This is a genomic window from Vibrio sp. 1402 (assembly GCF_033340275.1).
Map to the genome: position 1 here is coordinate 1 of NZ_JAWOWE010000004.1, position 20,197 is coordinate 20,197.

16 protein-coding genes are annotated in these 20,197 nt (G+C 45.3%); 12 read left to right on the forward strand and 4 right to left on the reverse strand.

Annotated elements, in window-relative coordinates:
* The coding region (locus tag R7044_RS08850) for a tandem-95 repeat protein (RefSeq protein WP_225455477.1) at positions 1–4,688 on the reverse strand (4,688 nt) is incomplete at its 3' end.
* A 400-nt stretch (positions 4,689–5,088) separates the two neighbouring features.
* Between R7044_RS08850 and R7044_RS08855 the strand changes: the two genes are divergently transcribed.
* The 6 genes from R7044_RS08855 (at position 5,089) to R7044_RS08880 (ending at position 11,288) form a co-directional block, all read left to right on the forward strand.
* The gene (locus R7044_RS08855; RefSeq protein ID WP_213870542.1) at positions 5,089–6,399 is read left to right on the forward strand and encodes a TolC family outer membrane protein; all 1,311 of its coding nucleotides are present in this window, start codon (positions 5,089–5,091) and stop codon (positions 6,397–6,399) included.
* Positions 6,400–6,401: 2 nt separating this feature from the next.
* A complete protein-coding gene (locus R7044_RS08860) occupies positions 6,402–7,016 on the forward strand; it encodes an OmpA family protein (RefSeq protein ID WP_005377354.1) in 615 nt (204 codons plus the stop codon).
* 175 nt (positions 7,017–7,191) lie between these two features.
* Positions 7,192–7,545 (forward strand): DUF2750 domain-containing protein, encoded by a 354-nt coding sequence (locus tag R7044_RS08865; RefSeq protein ID WP_005377352.1) that lies wholly within the window; start codon positions 7,192–7,194, stop codon positions 7,543–7,545.
* Positions 7,546–7,732: 187 nt separating this feature from the next.
* Positions 7,733–9,703, forward strand: coding sequence for a diguanylate cyclase domain-containing protein (locus tag R7044_RS08870; protein WP_170893390.1), 1,971 nt, complete (start codon positions 7,733–7,735; stop codon positions 9,701–9,703).
* A gap of 87 nt (positions 9,704–9,790) precedes the next feature.
* A complete protein-coding gene (locus R7044_RS08875) occupies positions 9,791–10,489 on the forward strand; it encodes an IclR family transcriptional regulator (protein WP_225455478.1) in 699 nt (232 codons plus the stop codon).
* 106 nt (positions 10,490–10,595) lie between these two features.
* Positions 10,596–11,288, forward strand: a complete 693-nt coding sequence (locus tag R7044_RS08880) for an SDR family oxidoreductase (protein ID WP_033906133.1) — start codon at positions 10,596–10,598, stop codon at positions 11,286–11,288.
* A 198-nt stretch (positions 11,289–11,486) separates the two neighbouring features.
* On the opposite strand, the gene dkgB is transcribed toward R7044_RS08880, so the two are convergent.
* A complete protein-coding gene (dkgB, locus tag R7044_RS08885) occupies positions 11,487–12,287 on the reverse strand; it encodes a 2,5-didehydrogluconate reductase DkgB (protein ID WP_017821668.1) in 801 nt (266 codons plus the stop codon).
* 112 nt (positions 12,288–12,399) lie between these two features.
* Here dkgB and R7044_RS08890 point away from each other — a divergent pair, with 112 nt between their 5' ends.
* Positions 12,400–13,305 (forward strand): LysR family transcriptional regulator, encoded by a 906-nt coding sequence (locus R7044_RS08890; protein ID WP_005377343.1) that lies wholly within the window; start codon positions 12,400–12,402, stop codon positions 13,303–13,305.
* A gap of 132 nt (positions 13,306–13,437) precedes the next feature.
* Positions 13,438–14,343 carry a TIGR03571 family LLM class oxidoreductase gene (locus R7044_RS08895; protein WP_225455479.1) on the forward strand — a complete coding sequence of 302 codons (906 nt, stop codon included), beginning with the start codon at positions 13,438–13,440 and terminating at the stop codon, positions 14,341–14,343.
* 115 nt (positions 14,344–14,458) lie between these two features.
* On the opposite strand, the gene R7044_RS08900 is transcribed toward R7044_RS08895, so the two are convergent.
* Entirely contained in the window at positions 14,459–15,343 is an 885-nt protein-coding gene (locus R7044_RS08900; protein WP_033906135.1) for a LysR family transcriptional regulator, read from the reverse strand.
* A 159-nt stretch (positions 15,344–15,502) separates the two neighbouring features.
* Between R7044_RS08900 and R7044_RS08905 the strand changes: the two genes are divergently transcribed.
* The 3 genes from R7044_RS08905 (at position 15,503) to R7044_RS08915 (ending at position 18,395) form a co-directional block, all read left to right on the forward strand.
* Positions 15,503–16,684, forward strand: coding sequence for an MFS transporter (locus R7044_RS08905; RefSeq protein WP_176310984.1), 1,182 nt, complete (start codon positions 15,503–15,505; stop codon positions 16,682–16,684).
* Between the two features lie 143 nt (positions 16,685–16,827).
* Entirely contained in the window at positions 16,828–17,349 is a 522-nt protein-coding gene (locus R7044_RS08910) for a TetR/AcrR family transcriptional regulator (protein WP_176311288.1), read from the forward strand.
* Positions 17,346–18,395 (forward strand): alcohol dehydrogenase family protein, encoded by a 1,050-nt coding sequence (locus R7044_RS08915; RefSeq protein WP_225455480.1) that lies wholly within the window; start codon positions 17,346–17,348, stop codon positions 18,393–18,395. Before R7044_RS08910 ends, R7044_RS08915 begins: the two co-directional genes overlap by 4 nt.
* A gap of 205 nt (positions 18,396–18,600) precedes the next feature.
* Here R7044_RS08915 and R7044_RS08920 read toward each other — a convergent pair whose 3' ends face one another.
* Complete coding sequence (locus tag R7044_RS08920; protein ID WP_225455481.1) at positions 18,601–19,512, reverse strand: GlxA family transcriptional regulator; 912 nt, start codon at positions 19,510–19,512, stop codon at positions 18,601–18,603.
* Between the two features lie 120 nt (positions 19,513–19,632).
* On the opposite strand from R7044_RS08920, the gene R7044_RS08925 reads away from it, so the two are divergent.
* Positions 19,633–20,151: a cysteine hydrolase family protein gene (locus R7044_RS08925; protein ID WP_025768146.1), complete on the forward strand. Its 519-nt coding sequence runs from the start codon at positions 19,633–19,635 to the stop codon at positions 20,149–20,151.
* The last annotated feature ends 46 nt before the right edge of the window (positions 20,152–20,197 follow it).

Here is a 20,197-nt window from a genome sequence, read left to right on the forward strand (position 1 = left end):
AAATCTTCCGCCAAGGTTTGGTCTGCGAGGTTGCTTTCAACCACAGGCGTGTCGTTCACCGCATTCACGGTGACGTTAACCGTCGCTTGGTCAGTCAGCGCACCATCGGTCACGGTGTAAGTGATTTCGGCGTCGCCATAGAAGTTCTCGGCCGGTGTGAACACCAATTTGCCGTCAACAATCTCGACTGTGCCTTGCGCTTCAGGTACAGACGCTGATTGGATAGACAGCGTATCACCATCAATATCGGTGTCGTTTGGCAGGACATCAATCGTCACTGGCGTGTCTTCGTCAGTGACAGCGGTATCATCTTTTGCTACTGGCGCGTCATTGACTGGTGTGACATCGACGTTCACCGTGGTGGACTCACTGACGCCACCGGAGGTAACTATGTACGTGAAGCTGTCTGTACCGTGGAAGTTGTCGTTTGGCGTGTAAGTGACGCTGCCGTCCGGGTTGACCGAGACCGTGCCGTTGGCTGGACCGTTATTGGTATCCAGCGACACCACTTTATCGTCGCCTTCGAACGTGTCGTTACCTAAAACCTTAATGATGGTTGGCGTGTCTTCCACAACCGTCGCTTTATCTGCCACGATGTCCGCCACAGGCGCTACTATGAAGTTCACCGTTTGGCTAACGCTCTCGCCGCTTGGATCGGTGGCCGTAAAGGTTAGGCTCTCTGAGCCGTTCCAGTCTGCGGTTGGAGTGAACGTAGCAATACCGTTGACGATCGCCACTTGAATGTTGCTGTTACCAGAAACGCTGAAGCTCAGATCGCCATCCACGTTATCCACGTCGCTGAAAGCGGTATTCAGATCGATGCTGTATGGCGTAAAGTCTTCCGCCAAGGTTTGGTCTGCAATGCTGCTTTCAACCACAGGCGTGTCGTTCACCGCATTCACGGTGACGTTGACCGTTGCTTGGTCAGTCAGTGAACCATCAGTAACCGTGTAAGTAATTTCGACGTCACCATAGAAGTTCTCGGCCGGTGTGAACACCAATTTGCCGTCAACAATCTCGACTGTGCCTTGCGCTTCAGGTACAGACGCTGATTGGATAGACAGCGTATCACCATCAATATCGGTGTCGTTTGGCAGGACATCAATCGTCACTGGCGTGTCTTCGTCAGTGACAGCGGTATCATCTTTTGCTACTGGCGCGTCATTGACTGGTGTGACATCGACGTTCACCGTGGTGGACTCCGACACCCCACCGGAGGTGACGATGTAGGTGAAGCTGTCTGTACCGTGGTAGTTGTCATTCGGCGTGTAGGTCACGCTGCCATCCGGGTTGATCGAGACCGTGCCGTTCGCTGGACCGTGATTGCTATCCAGCGACACCACTTTATCGTCGCCTTCGAACGTGTCGTTGCCTAAGACCTTAATGATGGTCGGCGTGTCTTCCACAACCGTCGCTTTGTCTGCCACGATGTCCGCCACTGGCGCAACCGTAAAGTTCACCGTTTGGCTAACGCTTTCACCGCTTGGATCGGTGGCAGTAAAGGTCAACGCTTCTGAGCCGTTCCAGTCTGCCGTTGGGCTAATGGTCGCAATGCCATTTTCAATCGACACCGACACGTTGCTATTGCCAGAAACGCTAAACGTTAACTCGCCATCCACGTTATCCACATCACTGAAAGCGGTATTCAGATCGATGCTGTATGGCGTAAAGTCTTCTGCCAAGGTTTGGTCTGCGAGGCTGCTTTCAACCACAGGCGTGTCGTTCACCGCATTCACGGTGACGTTGACCGTCGCTTGGTCAGTCAGTGCACCATCGGTCACGGTGTAAGTGATTTCGGCGTCACCATGGAAGTTCTCAGCCGGTGTGAACACCAACTTGCCATCAACAATCTCGACTGTGCCTTGCGCTTCAGGTACAGACGCTGATTCAATCGACAGCTTATCGCCATCGATGTCGGTGTCGTTTGGCAGAACATCAATCGTGACAGCGGTGTCTTCGTCAGTCATCGCCGTGTCATTGGTCGCCGCTGGCGCGTCATTGACTGGTGTGACATCGACGTTCACCGTGGTGGACTCCGATACCCCACCGGACGTGACGATGTAGGTAAAGCTGTCTGCCCCGTGGAAGTTGTCGTTTGGCGTGTAAGTGACGCTGCCATCCGGGTTGACCGAGACCGTGCCGTTGGCTGGACCGTTGTTGGTATCCAGCGACACCACTTTGTCGTCGCCTTCAAACGTGTCGTTACCTAAGACCTTGATGATGGTCGGCGTATCTTCCACAACCGTCGCTTTATCTGCCACGATGTCCGCCACAGGCGCCACTATGAAGTTCACCGTTTGGCTAACGCTTTCACCGCTTGGATCGGTGGCAGTAAACGTCAACGCTTCAGAGCCGTTCCAGTCCGCAGTTGGAGTGAACGTAGCAATACCGTTGACGATCGCCACTTGAATGTTGCTGTTGCCAGAAACGCTGAAGCTCAGATCGCCATCCACGTTATCCACGTCGCTGAACGCGGTATTTAGATCGATGCTGTATGGCGTAAAGTCTTCCGCCAAGGCTTGGTCTGCAATGCTGCTTTCAACCACAGGCGCGTCGTTCACCGCATTCACGGTGACGTTGACCGTCGCTTGATCAGTCAGCGCACCATCGGTGATGGTGTAAGTAATTTCAGCATCGCCATGGAAGTTCTCAGCCGGTGTGAACACCAACTTGCCGTCAACAATCTTGACTGTGCCTTGCGCTTCAGGTACAGACGCTGATTGGATAGACAACGTATCGCCATCAATGTCAGTATCGTTTGGCAGAACATCAATCGTCACTGGCGTGTCTTCGTCAGTAACGGCATTGTCATTGGTCGCCACTGGCGCGTCGTTCACTGGTGTGACATCGACGTTCACCGTGGTGGATTCACTGACGCCCCCAGATGTGACGATGTAGGTGAAGCTGTCTGCCCCGTGGTAGTTGTCGTTTGGCGTGTAAGTGACGCTGCCATCCGGGTTGACCGAGACCGTGCCGTTGGCTGGACCGTTGTTGGTATCCAGCGACACCACTTTGTCGTCGCCTTCAAACGTGTCGTTACCTAAGACCTTGATGATGGTTGGCGTGTCTTCCACAACCGTCGCTTTATCTGCCACGATATCCGCCACTGGCGCTACTATGAAGTTCACCGTTTGGCTAACGCTCTCGCCGCTTGGATCGGTGGCCGTAAAGGTTAACGCTTCTGAGCCGTTCCAGTCTGCGGTTGGAGTGAACGTAGCAATACCGTTGACGATCGCCACTTGAATGTTGCTGTTACCAGAGACGCTGAAGGTCAGATCGCCATCGACGTTATCTACATCGCTGAAAGCAGTATTTAGATCGATGCTGTATGGGGTGAAATCTTCCGCCAAGGTTTGGTCTGCGAGGTTGCTTTCAACCACAGGCGTGTCGTTCACCGCATTCACGGTGACGTTGACCGTCGCTTGGTCAGTCAGCGCACCATCGGTGACGGTGTAAGTGATTTCAGCGTCGCCATGGAAGTTCTCGGCCGGTGTGAACACCAACTTGCCATCAACAATCTCAACTGTGCCTTGCGCTTCAGGTACGGACGCCGATTGGATAGACAGCGTATCACCATCAATATCAGTGTCGTTTGGCAGGACATCAATCGTTACTGAGCTATCTTCCTCTGTAATTGTTGTATCATTAGAGGCAATAGGCGCATCGTTAACTGAGTTTACTGTTACCGAAACTTGAGCTTCATCCTCTAACTCACCATCTGAGATGGTGTAGCTAATCGTTGCATTACCGTTGAAATTTTCAGCCGGAGTGAAAACAAGCTTACCATCGATAATCTCAACGATACCTTGCTCTTCTGGTACAGAAGCAGAGGTAATGATTAAATCATCACCTTCAATATCACTGTCGTTAGCGAGCACATCAATTACAACCAGGGAATCTTCGTCAGTTTGAATCGCATCATTAGTTGCTATTGGCGCGTCATTAACAGGCGTAATATCTAAGTTAGCAGTGCCATTAATAACACCACCATCATCATCAATGATGTCATAGGAGAATGACACTTCAGTGTCATCATCAGCTTCTGGGATGTAAGTCCAAGAGCCATCGCTGTTATCAATTAAGGTGCCATTCCCACTCTCAATAGTGACGTTTGTAATGACAAGAGTATCGGCATCATCAATATTGACATTCGATAGTAATTCTTCAGTAGTTATCGTGATTGGATCGCTATCTTCCTCAACAGCGCTTAATGTCACTGGAGAATTAGTAAGTGGCTTACTTGAGCCATCCCCACTTGTCTCGATACCTGTTGTGAAGAAGTCATTTAAGGTCAACGCTTGTGTTTCAGATAAGCCGAGGGATTCTAGGCCAATAGTTTCAAAGTTTGTTGAGGCTAGCACTTCAGTACCATCTCGTACAATCGTGGCACTATTTTGCAAACTGGAGCCACTATTTTCACCCGCTGCAGGTGCGAGTTCTTCATCAATAGCAGAAGGGTCTTGACCTTGCTCAATAGCACTAATAATCTGTGCTACATCGTCTGAAATATCTTTTAAACCTTGCTCTTGAGCAAGCTGAATTTTCAGGTCTTGAGGCGCAGCATCTGTCATTGCCACTATCACTTCACCTGGTAGAGGCTGCTGTCCTTCTGCAAGGACTCTCAGCTGCCCATCCAAACCTATTACGACGACTTGATTACCGAGTGGCACTAATGCTGTACGATCCATATAAACCTTAACCCTAAATAACTGTCAAGTTTTTGACTAACAATACTAATTTGCTATATATTGCCCGAATATATAGTGCAATAACAGCAATTTGATGCTCAATAAAGTAATTATGTGTCATACATCAATAAGAATCCAGATGCATAAGTGTTTTATTTTATTAAAATCTGGACTCTCGTTTCTAGCCATTACCTCCATGTTTAATTTGAGATCTTAATTCAATTTTTAGGCAGATTTAGTAGGTTGATTTATCAAAATTGAAACAAATGAACAGCGAATCAACAGGTTACTTCATCGCATATTAATGTTATTGTGCGCTAAATTATTGACGCCCTTATAAGTATTCCACTTATAAGCCCTATCACCTCGAGAATTTTTACCATTATCTAGGAGAATCACAGTGAAGTGGACTCGTGCCAACGCCTTTTGTATTGGTATGTTCACCGCTAGTCATGCTTTTGGGCAAACGCTAGAGCAAGCGGTTGAAAACACATTAAAAACCAATCCTGACATCAAAAGTGCGTTCAATGAATTCGTTAGCAAGCAGTATGTGAATGAAGCATCTGGTGGTGCTTACCTCCCATCCGTAGACTTAGATGCCGGTATCGGTTACGAAGGAATCAAACCTGCAGAGTCAGGGCGAGATTCAACCGATCTGACAAGAAAAGAAGCCACCGTGACACTAACCCAGCTAATATGGGATGGTTCAGCGACACTTAATGATATGGATCGAACAGCAGCTGATGCTGAATCGGTCCGTTATCAACTTCTAGCTGATGCCCAAGACACCGCTCTAGAGGTCGCGAAAGTTTATTTAGACTCAGTAAAAGCTTATGAAATTCTTACACTTTCCGAGAATAACTTGAAAGTGCATAAGAAGATCTATGAAGACATTAAAAAGCGAGTTAACTCAGGTATCGGTTCTACAGCAGACCTAACCCAGGTAGAGGCTCGTTTAGCAAAGGCTCACGGTAACTTGGTGGCAGCTCAGAACAACTTATATGACAGCCACACCACCTTTACACGCCTTGTCGGACAGTCACCACAAGGATTGATTTTCCCAAGAGCGGACCAAAACTTTATTCCCTACACCATCGATGAAGCGATTGACTTGGCATTCGAGTCACATCCAGTAATCAAAATTTCGGTAGCTGATGTGGACTCTGCAAAGTTCCAATACAAGCAATCTAAGGGAACTTACTACCCAACGATATCGTTAGAAGCGGCTCAAACATGGCGTGATGATGCAAGCGGTATCGAAGGAAGCAGCGAAGAGACAACAGCAATGTTACGTATGCGTTACAACCTCTTTAACGGTGGTAGTGACGTAGCCAACGCTGAAAGTTTTGCCTACCAACTAAATAAAGCAAAAGACCTAAGAGAACGTGCATACCGCCAAGTAGAAGAAGGTCTTCGTCTATCTTGGAGTGCGTTAGATTTAACACTTCAACAAAAAGAGTTCCTAGCGGATCACGTAGATTCGGCCTCTGAAACTGTCATCGCCTACGAAAAGCAGTATCGCATTGGAAAACGCACTCTGCTGGACTTGTTAAATACTGAAAACGAGCTTTTCGAAGCGAGAAAGAACTACTTGGATGCTCGATACTCAGAGCAGTACGCCAAGTACCGCGTTATGAACGCGACAGGACAATTGTTAAATGCCTTGCGTGTCGATGTACCTACAGAATGGAATGAAAAGGTGGAGTACTGATCATGAAACCAGTGAAGATTCTATTTGCATTGGGTATGCTCGCCATCACTCAACACGTTGTTGCTGAAGACGAATATGAGTATCGTCCTGTACCAAATGCAGAACAAATAGCAGATTTGCAAGATGACGATAACGATGGTGTCATCAATGCTCGAGATATGTGCCCAGGTACACCTGAAGGCTCAGAGGTCGACAACGACGGTTGTGGAGAATACATTAAAGCATCAGATAACATGCAAGTGCGGATACTTTTTGCTAACGACTCTGATGAGATCAATCCAGTCTTCAGAAGACAAGTCCGAGAGCTTTCCGACTTTTTAAAAGAGTACCCTACTACTTCGATAGAGCTGCACGGCTATGCTAGTAAAGTTGGTGGTTCAAAGCATAACCAAGATCTTTCTGAAAGACGAGCACGCAATGTCCGTGAAGCCCTACTAAGCTACGACATCGAACCGAGTAGAGTCCGCATTGTTGGTTTTGGTGACACTCACTTAGCACAGCAAGGGACCGATGAAGTCAGCCATGCTTTAAATCGTCGAGTAACCGCATCAGTCGTTGGTTACAAAGGCGAGATAAAAAGAGAGTGGACAATATTCACAACTCTTCCAGAAAGGTAAAGCACCTGTTTTTGTTTGCTCTGCAAGCACAAAGCAAACAAAAACGAGTGAATACTTAACCTCAGAAAAGGAGCTTCGGCTCCTTTATTTTTACTCATTTCGACAACCGTATTATGCTTTAGGAATCGGCACTTTAGTGTTACTCTAGCCACGTCATAACAACGAGAGTTTTGAAATGAGCAAACTTACATCAGATATCCAAGCGAACCTTGACCTTTTTGTTGCAGAAACGAAAGAAAACCAATTGGTTTGGGGTTTACGCAATGAAGAAGGTTGGCTATCTTGCGATTCAACTGAATTCGAAAACAGCGAAGTCATGCCTTTCTGGTCTTCTAAAGAAGATGCAGAAGCACATAATGTTGAAGAATGGGCAGATTTTACTGTACTAGAAATCCCATTAGATATCTTTGTTGAAGATTGGCTTTTGACTCTTGCTGAAGATGGTGTTCTTGTTGGAACTAACTGGAACGATCAGTTAGAAGGCAAAGAAATGGAGCCTCAAGATCTAGCAAAGCTTTACATTGATTAAAGATTTCTGACCTCAACTTTATGTTGAGGTCTTTCTTTTTTATGCCTCTTCTTTCAATATCTCGACCAAGTGCATAGTTTTACTACTCTTTTTCTTAGTACACTCAACTTAATCACAACGCTGATGCGTTAAAAGCGCTATGATAACTCAACTTTAAAGGCACCTTAAATTAAAGGCTCGTTTAAACATGCGCGTGCTCTATCCCTTGCTTGCGTCACTTTTGCTCACTCCAGTATATGCAAGCGACACTCAAGATATTGAACCAAACCAAAATATCACACAGTGGCACTCTGTCTACCAAACCACACTACGAAGCAACCCTGAGTCGGCATTGAGCATGCTTCAAGATCGCTACCATACAGCGAAATCGGACAGCGAAAAGCTCTACGTAAGTGGATTGATTTATGAATATATGTCAAACATAAATCAGCCTTACTACGGCAGCAGTCAAGTCTTAGACAACCATTTTTCTCAATTAGAATCAGAATATATTCTTGCCTTAAATGAACGTAAGCATGGTAGTTACGAGGCCTCAGTAGATAGCTTTTCTTCTTTGCGACAGACAATGAAGAAAATATCCGATTCCGAAGGCAAGGCTCTGATGAACTATCAACTTTGTTATACGCTGAATCAACAAGGTCGTTATCACAAAGCAAACTTTTATTGCTCATCCATAGAGAGCCACTTAAATCATAAGCATCAAGAAAACTTCCCTGTTGATCTTGCTTTGCGCGTGGTAGCAAATAACTACAATTACCGTGGTGACTATGAAAAAGCCTTAAGTTTGTATCGACAGTTGATGGCCAACATGTCGACGCAAAGCGATCCTTCAGGGATTTACAATGACGTCGGCAATTTACTTGCAGAGCTGGGGCAATTTGAACAATCAGAGCAATATCTCATTCAAGCCTTACTGGTTCGCCAAGATGAAGGGACACCTCTTGAAGTTGCGCAAGTCGAACATAGTCTAGGAGCGATGTACAGAAAATCCAAAGAACTCGATAAGTCCATCAGCCACTACAAAAATGCATTAACGATTCTCGAACAACTTCATTATCCATACGGGCAAGGGTTGACCTATTTAGGGTTATCTGCTGCTTTGGCCGATTCTGGGCAATTGGATACCGCGGTAGATTACATTGGAAGAGCATTAAACATTGCCCAAACTTATGAGAATACGCACCTTGAAACAGAGGGTCATTTGGCTGCTGGATTGGCATATTTAAAGAACCATACACCCGAAAAATCGATTGAACACGGTACAATTGCGTTAAGATTAGCGGTAAAAAACGCTAGGCCCTTATTGCAAGCGCAAGCCCAATTACTCCTCTCAAAAGCATACCAAGCTCAAAATGATTACAAAAAGGCGCTGGAGCATCACAAGGCCTACTCGACGATTGAACTAACGAACCGAGACGCGAGTAATATCAAGGCGTTAGAGGCACTAGATCTCACTAAAAAAGAGTATGAATATGATCTACAAGTCGCGCAGTTGAACAACGAAACTCTTCTAAGTCAGTACCAGTTTGAAAAACTCACAGACCAACAACGCACTTATAATTTTGTTGTTTTCTGTTTATTGATTCTCCTCGCTCTGGCATTGATGGTTCAGCGACAAACACGCTTAAAAGCCAAAATAGACAGCTTAACGTGTGCATTAAACAGAGCGGCAATTATAGAGACGATTAAAAGCCAAACCTCCAAAGCGGAAGGAGACTTCCGCTACGTTCTAGCATTAATCGATCTAGATGACTTTAAGGCGATTAATGATCAGTACGGTCATCCGACTGGCGACTTAGTACTACAACAGGTATGCAAAGCGCTTAAAGCTAAACTTAATAAGGGAGATTACTTGGGTCGTTTAGGTGGAGAAGAGTTTATCTTGCTATTGAAAAACGTCGATGAGATTGACGTTCCCTTTAGAATACAAAGTCTGCATAAAACAATTTCAGAAAAGAGTGTACATTCGCTTAATGACCATCAATTGAATATATCTGCGAGTCTGGCCTATCTATCAACCTCAATGCCACTCACCAACTTTGATGAGCTCTATTCGATATTAGACCAAGCGTTATACAATGCTAAGAAGCAAGGAAAAAACTCCCTTGTGGACGCATACAACGAGCCGATCAGTTTAAGTGCTGAGTATATTCTCTAATAAAACCAAACCACCAGCGTAGTGGTTTGTTATAGGTGGAAGCATCAGTAAGCCATTCAGATGCAACACCATCATCAAGGAGTCTTTGTGCCCAAGGCAAGAAAAAACATTCAGTCTCTAGAGCGAGGTTTTCTAATCCTCGAGTTGCTCTCGATGAGTGAGTCTCCCCTATCATTACAGACGATCAGTAATGCGATCCAGTTAAATAAGACGACTGTTCACGGGTTACTTGCGACTCTACACTCTCTTGGATATGTATCCAAACACAACCATAGCTACAGCCTAGGGTTTAGATGCTATGAACTATCTAAGCCGATTGAACAAAAAAACGAAGCTATCCGACAACATTTTGTTCCATTGCTGAAAAAAATGGCCCAAATGACTAACAACACTGCTTACCTCGCTGTACAAAGTGGCGCTAAAGAGTACTTGTATATCGATGCTATAGAGCAGGATAACCCTCTTACTATCCGTAGCCCGAGAGGGAAACGAGAAGGACTCACAACATCTGCGATCGGCAAGGTTTTTCTTAGTTTTGATGATGAGCTTCGCCGAACATTGCGCCTTGAAAGCCAAATATCCCCCACGTTAGAAACTGAACTTAGTCAGGTTGTATTATCAGGTTACGCACTCGATTTAGAAGAGGCAGAGCCAAACCTCAATTGCTTAGCGATCCCCCTTTACTTGGATGGTAAGGTCGTTGCTGTTGCAGGTGTCAGCGGTGCTGCCTCCGAACTGACGGTCACTAGGCTAAAACACTTTGCCAGCATCTTTCTCAAACTTTAAGATTTGACAATGTCGAATTCTAGGCCATTTTTATACTGTTTTGATTACATGCTTATACGTCGCCTCTAATATGGTCGTTGTTCAACTCAACAACGTAGGAGAAGCGATGTCTACTGTATTAATCACTGGCGCTAACCGTGGCTTAGGCTTGCAATTTGTCCGCCACTACCTTGGAAAAGGTTGGCAAGTTATCGCAACTTGTCGTTCACCAGAAAATGCTAAGCAGCTCAATGAACTAGTAACCCAATCTAATCAACTTCAACTGATGGCTCTAGACGTCACTAACCAACAAGATATCGATCAGTTAGCCACTCGATTAGCGGATCGTCCGCTCGATCATTTAATTCTGAATGCAGGTGTATTAGGCGAAGAGTGTGCAACGCTTGGCGAAATGACCCAGAAAAAATGGCTAGAAGTACTAAACATAAATACCGTCGCACCTGCCCTGCTAATTCAAGCACTACAAGACAACGTTGCGAAAAGTCAGCACAAAACCATCGTGGGAATCTCAACCCGAGTTGCGAGTTTAAGCGATAACAGTTCAGGTAACATGTACAGTTATCGAGCATCTAAAGCAGCGCTTAATCAGGTTCTAGTATCAGCAGCACGCAATCTCGAATCGCGAGGAGTAAAAACTGTCGCAGTTCATCCCGGCTGGGTAAAAACCGATATGGGCGGTGAGGACGCAACCTTTTCTGCCGAGGAAAGTGTTGCTGGTATTGTTTCGGTCGCAGAACAGCTAACACTTGAGCAATCCGGAAGCTTCCGCGTATTTGATGGCTCTACAATCGAATGGTAACTGTTCTCTAAATGACGTCTCCCGGCCAAATTGAAGGCCGGGAGAATACAGTAAACTAATAGGCCAAAAAGATAAAAGCTCGCACTATCGTCAGACAAGCGAGCCGTTATCGTCTATGGTGTTGTACTACCGTCAAACGCTGAGGAAGTCAGCGATTGCAGAGGTGTCATTTAGACAATGATTTCCCGTGAAACTCACTCAATCATCCCACTCAGGCGCTAGCCCTTCAGGGTTTACTTCGCGGCCATTTCTTTCCAACGCATCTATCTTTGCAATCGTCTCTTCACTCAGATTAAGTTCAAGTGCTTTCAGGTTACTTGCCAAATTCTCTCGTTTAGTTGAAGACGGGATCACCGCGTAACCTTTTGACAAAGCCCAAGCAAGCGCGACTTGAGCGGGCGTGGCCTGATAGTCCTCAGCAATACCTGCAATAGTTGGGTCCCCAAGTACTTTCCCATATGCCAAGGTCATGTAAGACGTTACCTGAATATCGTTTTCCTGCATGAAGCTGACCAACTTACGATTTTGCAAATAAGGGCTAAGCTCGATTTGGTTAGTAACAATATTCTCTTTACCGACCACTTCTATCGCTTGTTGCAACAAGTCAATATTAAAGTTGGATACGCCAATATTACGGGTTAACCCTTGCGATTTAGCTTCAAGTAATGAAGCCATGTATTCGTTCAAGTTATTGTTATTGCCAGGCCAGTGGATCAAGGTCAAATCCACATAATCTGTATTTAGCTTTTCTAAGCTCTCTTTTAGACTTGGAATGAGTTGTTCCGTGTTCATGTTATCAACCCAGATCTTGGTCGTAATGAATAGCTCATCACGTGCAATACCGGACTGTGTCAATACTTCACCGATTTCTGCCTCATTACCGTAAATCTGTGCAGTATCAATTACGCGGTAACCCACTTCTAACGCATTACGGACTGAATCCTTAACTACTTCACCCTCTAAACGAAACGTGCCGACGCCAAATGATGGTACTTTCATCTAAATCTCCTGAATTATCGATTTTATAGTTGATTCGAAGCAAAACTTTACGCCGCAAGAAACTTTCCGTAAAGTTAACAATACTCAAATCTAATTTGAAATATATTCAACAATGAAAGCTACTCTAGATGAAATGCGCACCTTTATGGCCGTGGTCGATACGGGTTCAATCAGCTCTGCGGCTGAACTGTTATCGATGACCGTCTCGGCGGTGAGTCGATCGGTATCTCGGCTAGAAGCCAAACTCGAAACGACCTTGTTAAATCGCACAACCCGTAAGTTAGATGTTACTAATGAAGGAACGATATACCTCGATAAAGTCAGACATATTGTAGAAGCAGTAGAGAATGCCGAAGCACAACTGAAAAGCCAGAAATATAAGCCTTCTGGCCTCCTACGAATAAACGCAGCTACCCCCTTCTTACTGCACGTACTAACGCCGCACATTGCTAAATATCAGAGCTTGTATCCAGAAGTCGAAATCGATCTCAATTCCAATGAGGAAAATATTAGCCTTTTGGGAACAAAAACCGATATTGCTTTTCGTATCGGTGAGCTACAAAACTCAACCATGCGCGCGATATTTCTTGGTAAAAGTCGGATTCGAATCGTCGCAAGTCCAGAGTATTTAAGACAACATGGTACTCCAACCTCAATAGATCAGTTACTCAATCACAAGCTACTTGGGTTCAACAAGCCGGAGTATCTTAAGGAATGGCCGATCATGGATGATAAGAACAAACTTCTGCGTATTATGAGTAGCCTAAGATCTGATAATGGCGAGACGCTAAGATGTTTAGCCTTACATGGTGCGGGGATAGCTTGCCTGTCTGACTTTATGACCTACTCTGACCGACAAGCTGGTCGCTTAGTGGGCGTGCTTAGTGAACACACGCATAATGTCGAACAGCCCGTTCATGCGGTGTATTACAAAAATGCCAGTACCTCACGCCGGATCAGCTCTTTTATTGACTTCATCAAGCAAGAAATCAAGGTAGAGAACCACCAGTTCCTTTAAAGGCCACCGCTGTTTGTGGCAAAACACTTTTGTCTTTTTGCCGCTTTTTCTCACAACAAAAATCTCATAGTGTCCTGAATATCAGGGAGGCACCTTGCCTCCTAGTACTCACAGTAATAGTCAGGCTTCATAATGCATAAAGATTTAAGTAACAGATTCACCATCGGGGTTGAGCTCCCCCTAGATAATGACTGGAGCCAAGAAGGCCAGAAAAAACGCCTGCTCCAACGAAAACCGTTCGGCGTACCAGACATGAGTGCACATAAACAGCGTATTATGTTAGCCGATAAGTTAGGCTTTAACGTAGCGTGGGTGAGAGATGTCCCGTTGTACGACCCTAACTTTGGAGACGCGGCACAAATTTATGAACCGTTCAGTTATCTTGGCTATCTCTCTGCGTGCACCGACAACATTCTACTAGGGACAGCAGCGATAGTATTACCGTTAAGACAACCTTGGCTAGTGAAAAAAGCCGCTGCGACCATCAACGAGTTAAGTGGTGACCGCCTGATACTCGGTGTGGCTAGTGGAGACCGTCCTAGTGAATATCCCGTTTTTAACGCTAACTTTGACAGCCGTGGCTCGGCTTTTCGAGAAAGTGTAGAGATTTTGAAAGATACGCAAAATGATAAGCTGGGTAACGATCTACAGTTATTACCCGAGTTTGCTGATATTCCTATCTATGTCGCAGGGTTAGCGCAGCAAAGTCCACAATGGATAGGAGAAAACCTAGACGGCTGGCTCGCCTACCCAGGCACACCTGATGATCATGAACACCGCGTTGCACTTTGGCGCTCCGTAGCGGGAAACAAACCCTACGCCAGCTTCATTCATCTTGATTTAGTCGATAACCCAAATGCACCAGTCGTTCGGCATCATTTTGGTATCCGGGCCGGAGTCAATGGCTTGAGCGATGAGCTAGAAAAAATGCAAGAAGCAGGAGTCAATCACATCGGGTTGCATTTCCGTCGTAATAACCAACCAATTGAGAAATCAATGGAACAGATCGCTCAGTACGTGTTGCCACGCTTTAACTAAGATCAAATAAAAATATGTGCCACCTTACTAAGGGGTGGCACGCTAGGCTTGGCACTTGGAAAAACAAAAGCTGCAATAACGACAAAACTCTTTTGTTAAAACAACAATAATAGAGTTATTTTAAAGTAAGTCTTGGTTGAATAAAGTCGATGAACGCGGAAATACGTTTAGAGACTGAAGAAGATTTGTAGAAGACAGCATTGACCTGTTCTCGTCCAGTATTTGTGATTTTTTCCGATTCAAACAATGCCACTAACCGTCCAGAATCAAGATCATCTTTCACCATAAAGCCAGATAAACATGCAATGCCGTTCCCTGCCAGCACTAACTGTCTAACCGTTTCACCACTGCTGGATAGGGTATCAGGCTCTATCATCTCAAACCCTCGTAATGGCCACTGATTTAACACTTTAGCGCCAGAAAAACCGATCAAGTTATGACTGCGCAAATCGCTCACCGCTTCAGGGAAACCTCGTTTAGATAAATAACCAGGCGTGGCAACGATAAATAGTGGGCTTGTTCCTAAAGGTTTAGCATGCAGTGTTGAATCCGATAATCGTCCAATACGTATCGCCACATCGGTTCTTTTTTCCAATAGATCCACAAAACCCTCATTAGAGGTAAGATCGAGTTGAATATCAGGATAAGCCTCTTTAAATGGCTGAATTAAAGGCACGAGTTGATGTAAAACAAATGGGCTAGCGGCATCAACTCTTAAGCGCCCCTTGGGTAATTCACCTCGTGTGATGATCTCTTCTTCAGCTTGCTGTATTTGTAGTAAACCTAAGCGAACCGCTTCAACAAACTGATGCCCTTCCTCAGTAACTTCCACTCTGCGTGTCGTGCGATTCAGCAAGGTTACCCCCAACTGTGATTCAACTTTACTAACCGCACGAGATACCCTAGCGACTTGAATACCTAGTGCATCAGCAGCGGAAGAAAATCCACCACTATCCACAACTGCCATAAGAATCTCTAATTCATCTGATCGGGTTAACATTTCATCCCCTTTCCTAACTGCGCATTTCCTTCACTTATAACAAAAGTATTTTGTAATAAACACCATTTTTCGCAACGAATAACTCTTTAATAATACACGACATGGAGACGGGCTATTCGTTTATCCATTCATATTCAATGATTATAAGAGAGAGTTGTTATGCCTTTAGCTTTACTTGCATTGACGCTGAGCGCCTTTGCTATTGGAACCACGGAGTTTGTAATTGTCGGTCTGATACCGACTATGGCCTCCGACCTCAACGTATCATTACCTTCAGCGGGTCTTTTAGTTAGCCTGTACGCACTTGGTGTCGCGGTTGGTGCTCCCGTTTTAACAGCGCTGACTGGTAACTGGAAAAGAAAGTACGTTCTGCTTTCTGTTATGGCACTGTTTGTTCTTGGCAATCTGTTAGCCTGGCAAGCACCTGGATACAACACACTAGTTACAGCAAGGATACTGACCGGGCTTGCACACGGTGTGTTCTTTTCGATCGGCTCGACTATCGCCACTGGCCTAGTGTCAAAAGAAAAAGCCGCTAGCGCAATTGCTATTATGTTTACCGGTCTCACCGTAGCTCTGGTGACGGGCGTGCCACTTGGCACCTGGATTGGCCAGACATTTGGTTGGCAGGCAACCTTCCTAATCGTCGCGATCCTTGGAATCATCGCACTGATAGGAAGCGCTCTGCTAGTGCCGAGTAATCTGAAACAACCACCAGCAACCAAGCTGTCATCGCAAGTAAAAGTCTTGACTCAACCTCGTCTACTTTTGGTGTACGCAATCACCGCGCTCGGTTACGGTGGTACGTTCACAGCCTTCACTTACTTGGCTCCTATTTTGGAAGAAGTTTCGGGGTTTGGCTCTAGCGCTATCAGCCTAATTATGTTGGTTTATGGTGTATCAGTCGCATTCGGCAACATCTGGGGCGGAAAGATGGCCGACTCTATGGGGCCAATCAAAGCTCTGACAGCGATTTTCTCAGGCCTAATTGTGGTATTGCTCGTGTTTAGTGTCACAGCATTTAATCCAATTTCTGCAGTAGTGACCATTCTTGTCTGGGGTGCCTTTGCCTTTGGTAACGTTCCAGGACTTCAAGTTTATGTTGTCAAACTAGCAGAGAAATATTCACCTGATGCAGTCGACGTCGCTTCTGGTCTCAACATTGCTGCATTTAACGTAGGTATTGCACTGGGTTCTTGGGGCGGTGGCCTTATCGTGGCCAATGCTGGGCTGATGCACACACCTTGGATTGGCGCGATCGTAGTATTAGGTGCTCTACTACTAACCCGTTTCAGCGGAATGCTAGACAAGCGTGGAGAGCAGCCCGCAACGGCACACTGATTCACGTTCCAAATCGATAAAAATCACTTAAGTTAGCCCGGCATTACGTCGGGCTTTCAATACAGAGTTTAAATACACCATTGACTGAGGTAGAAAGTTTATTCTACCCTTAGGTAAAACAAACGTTCTACCTGGTGTATCAAATAGTGAAAGAAAAAATCGCAGCAAGCCTAGAAAAAGCATTCAGTCAGTATGGCTTCGCCGAGCCGAGCGTACCCCAACTCAAAAACGCCTGCGAAGTCAGCCTGAGAACCCTGTACAAATACTACCCCTCCAAGGAAGCGATGATTGTTGCAGCTCTTGAGCATCGCCATCAAAGGTATTTGAGTTTTTTGCTCGAAGACGCCCCTGCCAATGGAACACCGGCTGTATTACACCTATTCACTCGCCTCGAGGATTGGATGAAGGAGTTTGCACCGAATGGCTGCATGTCCATCAATGCATTAGCAGCCTATCCAGAAAATCTATCAATTAATCAAGCAGTAAAACAACACAAATTGGCGGTCCGTCAGCTTATGGGCCAACTAAGTCAGCGAGAAGACCTCGCAACCACACTCTTCTTGTTACATGAAGGTTTATCCAACGCATGGCCGATTCTCGGTCACGCTGCCTTTGCATCCGCTGAACACACTCTGCTAGAACTAATGAAGGAGAACAATCAATGACCACAATCCCGAAAGTCATGAAAGGCGTCCAACTTATCGGTCATGGTGGGCCAGATATGCTTCGTTACCGCGATGATCTACCTGTACCAGTCCCCTCGCCTGATGATGTATTGATCCAAGTTGCCGCCGCCGGAGTCAATAACACCGACATCAATACCCGAACAGCATGGTATTCTAAAAACGACGCCAATAGCATGGATGCAAGCTGGTCAGGAGACGCGCTATCTCTCCCTCGAATCCAAGGTGCCGATGTATGCGGTACCATCGTCGCTGTTGGTGAGAATATCTGCCCATCACGAATCGGTCAGCGTGTGCTTATCGAACCATGTATTACGCGCTTCAACAGTCAAGCACTTAGCTCGCCTTGGTACTTCGGTTCAGAATGTGATGGTGGCTTTGCTCAGTTCACTGTTGTTGACAGTGAACATGCATATGCAGTGAATAGTAGTTTATCGGATATCGACTTGGCCTCCTTCCCTTGTTCTTATTCAACTGCCGAGAACATGCTTGTCCGCTCTAATGTCACAGCGAGCGATACCGTACTGATTTCAGGGGCATCCGGCGGTGTTGGCTCTGCCGCAATCCAACTGGCGAAGGCGCGTGGAGCATACGTCATTGCTATCGCCAGCCCAGAAAAGAAAGAACAGATCACGGCATTAGGAGCAAACCAAGTTATCCCTCGCGATGCAAATTTGCCGGCGACTCTCGGAGAAAACAGCGTTGACGTAGTGATTGATCTGGTCGCAGGAGAGCAGTGGCCACAATTTCTTCAGGTACTAAAACCAGGATCAAGATACGCTGTTTCCGGCGCCATAGGCGGTCCAATTGTCGAGCTGGATGTAAGAACTCTTTACCTTAAAGACCTAGCGTTATTTGGTTGTACCGTTTTGGCACCAGAAGTATTCGGTAACTTGGTTCGCTATATCGAACAGAACGCAATTCGCCCCTTAGTCGCGGAGTCATTTCCCTTAAACCAGATAGGTCAAGCGCAAGAAGTATTTTCACGCAAGCAACATATTGGGAAACTGGTTTTGGAAATCACATAGCTTTTGTGATTAACAACGACCTATACAAGTCATTGTAATTTGAGAACCCTTTAAGCATTCTACAAAATGTTCAGTAATTAGGAGTACGCTACGGTTGGCTTAGCTTGTTATCCCTTTTCATCACGCTAAGCCAGCTTGTAAAAATATGCGGTGTTTGCTTCTGAGTTATAAATGTTTAATACCAACATTATCTTACTTCTGGCGTTCATGAACAGAACCGAGATCTGAACGACTTCGGTGTTAACCCTACGATTCTATTAAATATTTTCCTGAACGCGCTCACATCTTGGTAACCCACTCTAAATGATATTGCGTCAAATGTTAGGGTTGTCGACTCAAGTAAATCACAAGCTTTTTGTACTCTTAAGCTTTGTATGTATTGGTTAACATTGAAACCTGTCGCCTTTTTAAAGCGTCGCTGCAATGTCCTTTCTGTTAAACAACTCAACTCTGCAAGCTCTTTATTGCTCAGTTTTCCTTGATAATGATCGTTTATATAGTGCTGTATTTGAACAATTACCTCATCACCATGTTGGAAGTTTGGAGTAAACTGTTGATAAAAGCGTTGCTCTCTCGGACCAGTATCAATAACCAACATTTTTCCTAACAGGCGCATTACTGCCGGTGACGCAAATAAGGAAACCAACTCCAAACCTAAATCCACCCATGACATCATACCCCCAGCCGTAATGATCGTTCCTTCGTTAATAAGGATGGCTTCTTGTCTTACGTGGATATCGGGAAACTGACTCGCTAATGAAGGAGCCAAGCCCCAGTGTGTCGTACAAGACTTATTGGTCAACAACTGGGTTTGAGCAAGAATAAAAGTACCAGCGCAGGCGGAGGCTAAAATCGCACCTTTACTATATTGGACTTTTAACCAGTCGAGTAGCTCTGGCTCTGGTTCTAAGTAATATTGACCAGTGCCGCTAGGCGGAATCATTACCGCTGTTTTCACATCGAAGTGCGTGTTTGACCAGTGATCCAATATCTCTACTTCAAAGTGTACATCAACGCCCAATTTAGCCGCCGCACGGTTTGCCATCTCGAAGAGTTCGCTTAAACCATATACGGAGGCTTGCGAGCTATCTGGGTAATTAACGAGTGCTATTTTCATTTTCAATTATCTTCAAGTGTCGCTTTTTGACTCTTTTGTGTCATTTTAGACTCTAAAGAAGGTAGCTAAAAGTCTTTATATTATTCTTACCGCAATGATCCTCAATAAAAGGAAAAGAAAATGACTCAAAAAGCCCTACTTGTAATTGATTTGCAAAACGACTATTTCCCAGAAGGAAAGTTTCCTTTATGGAATACAGAATCGACTTTAGACAATGTTAAGAGAGCAATAACTAAAGCCAATGAGCAAAACATTCCTGTGATTCATATTCAGCATATTGCCGACCCTGCCATGGGTATTGCCCCATTCTTCAATGAAGGCAGCGACGGTGCCAATATTCACCCAGAAGTTCTTGCTTTAGCGCCGAATTCCGAAATCGTGGTAAAGCACTTCGCAGATAGCTTTGAAGGAACACGTTTAGAAGAAGTATTGGCAAGCAAAAATGTAACGGAGTTACTTGTATGCGGAATGATGACACAAAACTGCGTGACACATACTGCTATCTCAAAATCTGCGGACAAGTATGATGTTTCGATCTTAATCGATAGCTGTACCACGGTCGATGAAATGATTCACAACATTGCACTTCACGCTGTCTCAACGAGAGTTCCCCTCGTAACTATTGAAGATAAGCTGTAATACACGTAAAACCTTTCGCTCACACAATGCGGGCGAAAGGTCACAC